Source organism: Neisseria sp. P0022.S010 (assembly GCF_051956635.1).
On the sequence record NZ_JBQCXF010000291.1, the window covers coordinates 1 to 3,632 of the forward strand.

General features: G+C 53.5%; 5 protein-coding genes. 3 read left to right on the top strand and 2 right to left on the bottom strand.

All coding sequences use genetic code 11. The annotated features are described in order from the left end of the window. Window positions 1-508, bottom strand: a 508-nt coding sequence (locus ACTHUT_RS15550; protein WP_440418701.1) for an argininosuccinate synthase domain-containing protein, incomplete at its 3' end; no start/stop codon positions are given. 110 nt (window positions 509-618) lie between these two features. Here ACTHUT_RS15550 and ACTHUT_RS15555 point away from each other — a divergent pair. From ACTHUT_RS15555 to ACTHUT_RS15565, 3 genes are read left to right on the top strand one after another with little or no spacing between them, the layout of a single operon-like run. Next, window positions 619-1,419: a competence/damage-inducible protein A gene (locus ACTHUT_RS15555; protein WP_440418997.1), complete on the top strand. Its 801-nt coding sequence runs from the start codon at window positions 619-621 to the stop codon at window positions 1,417-1,419. Continuing rightward, on the top strand, window positions 1,419-2,045 hold the full coding sequence (locus tag ACTHUT_RS15560) for a phosphatase PAP2 family protein (RefSeq protein WP_003684052.1): 627 nt from the start codon (window positions 1,419-1,421) through the stop codon (window positions 2,043-2,045). The genes ACTHUT_RS15555 and ACTHUT_RS15560 overlap by 1 nt, the downstream gene beginning before the upstream one ends. Before the next feature lie 12 nt (window positions 2,046-2,057). Beyond that, window positions 2,058-3,008 (top strand): YheT family hydrolase, encoded by a 951-nt coding sequence (locus ACTHUT_RS15565; RefSeq protein WP_049352667.1) that lies wholly within the window; start codon window positions 2,058-2,060, stop codon window positions 3,006-3,008. 95 nt (window positions 3,009-3,103) lie between these two features. On the opposite strand, the gene ACTHUT_RS15570 is transcribed toward ACTHUT_RS15565, so the two are convergent. Beyond that, complete coding sequence (locus tag ACTHUT_RS15570; protein ID WP_003684039.1) at window positions 3,104-3,397, bottom strand: helix-turn-helix domain-containing protein; 294 nt, start codon at window positions 3,395-3,397, stop codon at window positions 3,104-3,106. Between the last annotated feature and the right edge of the window lie 235 nt (window positions 3,398-3,632).

Sequence of the window (3,632 nt, forward strand, 5' to 3'; positions counted from 1 at the left end):
CGAGTTCGTCGATAAATTGTTGGTCGAGCCAAGGTTTGTAGATTTTCAGCGCGGGATTGGTCAAGAGGCCGTAGCGGTAGAAACGCTCGATGTCGTTGCCTTTGTAGGTGCTGCCGTCGCCCCAGATGTTGACGTCGTCTTCTTTCATGGCGGAAACGAGCATGGTGCCGGTCACGGCGCGGCCCAGAGGCGTGGTGTTGAAGTAGGCGATGCCGCCGGTGGAAACGTGGAACGCGCCGCATTGGATGGCGGCAATGCCTTCGTGTGCCAACTGCGCGCGGCAGTCGATTAAGCGGGCGTTCTCCGCGCCGTATTCCATCGCTTTTTTGGGAATGGCATTGTAGTCGTCTTCGTCAGGTTGGCCTAGGTTGGCGGTGTAGGCGTAAGGCAGTGCGCCTTTGAGTTTCATCCACAGCAGTGCGGCAGAGGTATCAAGACCACCGGAGAAGGCGATGCCGACTTTTTGACCGATGGGGAGATTTTGTAAAATGGTATGGTTTTGGCTCATTGGGATTCCTCCAGACTTGAAAAGTTGAAACCATTATCTTATAAATGGAATACATTGTCAGCAATTAGGCCGTCTGAATGTTCGGAGGGCCGTATTAAAGAAACCTCATCATGAACGCTTTTAACCTCATCATCATCGGCGACGAAATCCTGCACGGCAGCCGTCAAGACAAGCATTTCTCCTTTTTTAAAGCTTTATTGGAATCGCACGGGCTGAAGCTCAATCAGGTGCAATATCTGCCAGACGAACCCGATTTGCTGGTCAAACAACTGCGCCGCAGTTTTTCAGACGGCCTGCCGACTTTTGTTACCGGCGGTATCGGCTCCACGCCTGATGACCACACGCGCCAAGCTGCCGCCGCCGCTTTAGATTTGCCCGTCGTCCGCCATCCTGAAGCCGCCAAGTTTATCGAAGGCGTTACCCGGAAACGCGGCGAACCGCTCGATTCGCCGGAACACGCCCAACGGCTGAAGATGGCGGATTTTCCCGAAGGCGCGGAATTGGTGCCCAATCCGTTTAACAACATCGCCGGATTTTCCATCCGCGAACATTATTTCTTCCCCGGTTTCCCCGTGATGGCGCACCCGATGGCGGAATGGGTATTGGAAACTTATTACGCCGACCGCTTCAACCAAACCGAACGCGGCAGCCGCAGCGTGTATGTGTTCAACCAACCCGAGTCGCGCATTACGCCGATTATGGAACATCTTGAGCGCACCTACGCCGGTATCCGTTCTTACAGCCTGCCCACCGTGGGCCGTACCGATTCAGACGGCCGTTATACTCCGCCGCATATCGAGTTCGGCATCAAAGCGGAAGGCGAGGCCTGCCGCTTGCTGGATGCAGCGTGGGAAGATGCGTTGCAGGGTTTGCAGGCGATTGGCGCGACTTTGAAAGAAACGGTGGAATAATGCATTTATCCCCAGCCCAATCCAGACGCGCACTGACTTTTGCCTCTTTGCTGTTTTTACCGCCGACCCTCATCATCGGCATTTGGCTGGCGCAATATGGCGGCTTCGCTTTTGAACCGCCGCTGATGCACGCCGTCCATGCCTACGCGGGCACATGGTTTGATCCGATTGCCACCGTGTTGCACTATCTGGGCAAAACCGCGATTGCCGTGCCGCTGATCGGCGCGGTTGCCGCCGCCCTGTATTTTGCCGATAAGAAGCGCGAAGCGCTGTTTTGCGTGTTGGCGGCATTGGTGCCGACTTTGAACATGCTGATTGTGAAGGTATGGTTTGCCCGCGAACGCCCGTTGCTTTGGCCGCGCCTGATTGAGGAGAGCAATTTTTCCTTCCCCAGCGGCCACAGTACGTTTTCCGCCGCCATTGCCGTCATGCTGATATTGCTTTGCCGCCGCACGCGCTACCGCCGCGCCGCTTGGATAGGCGGTATTTCCTTTGCACTGTTGACCGGGTTTTCACGCATTTATCTGGGCGTACATTATCCCACCGATGTTTGGGCAGGCTGGACAAACGGCACGCTGACTGCCTTGCTGGTGTATATGCTCATCTTCAGGCCGTCTGAAAAATAGAAGAAATAAATCATGAATACACGTTCACCCAACACGCCTTATTGGCTCAGGAACGGCCATGCCGACACCCTGTTTGCCAAGCTGCTGCAAGGCAAGGCGCCTGACTACCGCCGCGAGCTTCTGCCCGACAGTACCGGCAAAACCCAAGTTGCCTACGATTTTGTCGACAGCGCCAATCCTGATGCGCCGTTGGTGGTTTTGTTCCACGGACTGGAAGGCAGCAGCGAGAGTCATTACGCAGTCGAGCTGATGAAAGCCGTGCAGCAGCGCGGTTGGAACGGCGTGGTTGCCCATTTCCGCAGTTGCGGCGGTATAGAAAACACCGCGCCCGTGTTCTACCACCTCGGCGATACGCCCGAAATCGCCTTTATGCTCAACACACTGGCCCGACGCTATTCAACCATCTACGCTGTCGGCGTTTCTTTGGGGGGCAATGCCCTGGCCAAATATTTGGGTGAGCAGGGCAGCAATGCCGTTCCACGCGCATCTGCCGTCGTTTCCGCGCCGGTTGATGCCGTAGCGGCCGGTACGCGATTTGATCAGGGCATGACGCGACTGATTTACACGCGCTATTTTTTAAATTCGCTGTTGCCGAAAGCCCAGGCGATTCCTCAGTTTCAGACGGCCTTAAGCCAGCAAAACTGCAAAACGCTTGGCGATTTTGACGACCGCTTTACCGCGCCGCTACATGGTTTTGCCGACCGCCACGATTACTACCGCCGTAATTCCTGCAAACCGTTCCTGAAAGGCGTGGGTACGCCGTTACTGCTGCTCAATGCCGTCAATGACCCTTTCCTGCCGCCAGAAGCCCTGCCGACCGGGCGGGACGTGTCCTCGGCCGTTACGCTGCTGCAACCGGCATACGGCGGGCATGTCGGTTTTGTCAGCCGCGATCAAGGCCGTCTGAATCTGCAATGGCTGCCACAAATCGTGTTGGACTATTTCAAACAGTATCAGCCGTAAATGAAAAAGGGCATGTATGCAGACATGCCCTTAGGGTGTAGAAAGGAAAAAGGCCGTCTGAAAACGAATTTCAGACGGCCTTTTGAATAGCTCGATTATTTGCCTTTGTCGGCTTTGGCTTCTTTTTTCAGAGAAGCGTACAACTCAGGGTCGCGGTTTTTCAGCAGGGACGCAACGGCCAAGTCGTCACGGTTAACTTTAGCCAAATCTACGCGCTCGATGTGTACCAAACGCAGCAATTCGCGTACAGGTTTAGGCATATTGCGGCCTGATTCGTAACGGGAACCACCGGATTGAGTCACACCAATGCGGCTCCAGAAGTCCATTTGGTTCAGGCCGAGTTTTTTACGGATATCGCGGATATTTTCAATTTTTTCGAACGATTTCATGAATCTTCCTTATTGTGGTATTTGTTGCATGCCTCTAGGCATAAAAATGGGTCTGCAAGAATGCCGGCATCCCTTTCCTGTAGGCTTTTGGGGTGATATGTGGGCGTATTGCAAATGACTGATCTAGATAATTAGACAGTATATTCGAAAGAAGTTTTCCTCTGTCTGCCATAATTTGTGTAAATATTTCTTAATTCATTATTTCAGTAAATTTTCATCATATAAATCATTAAAT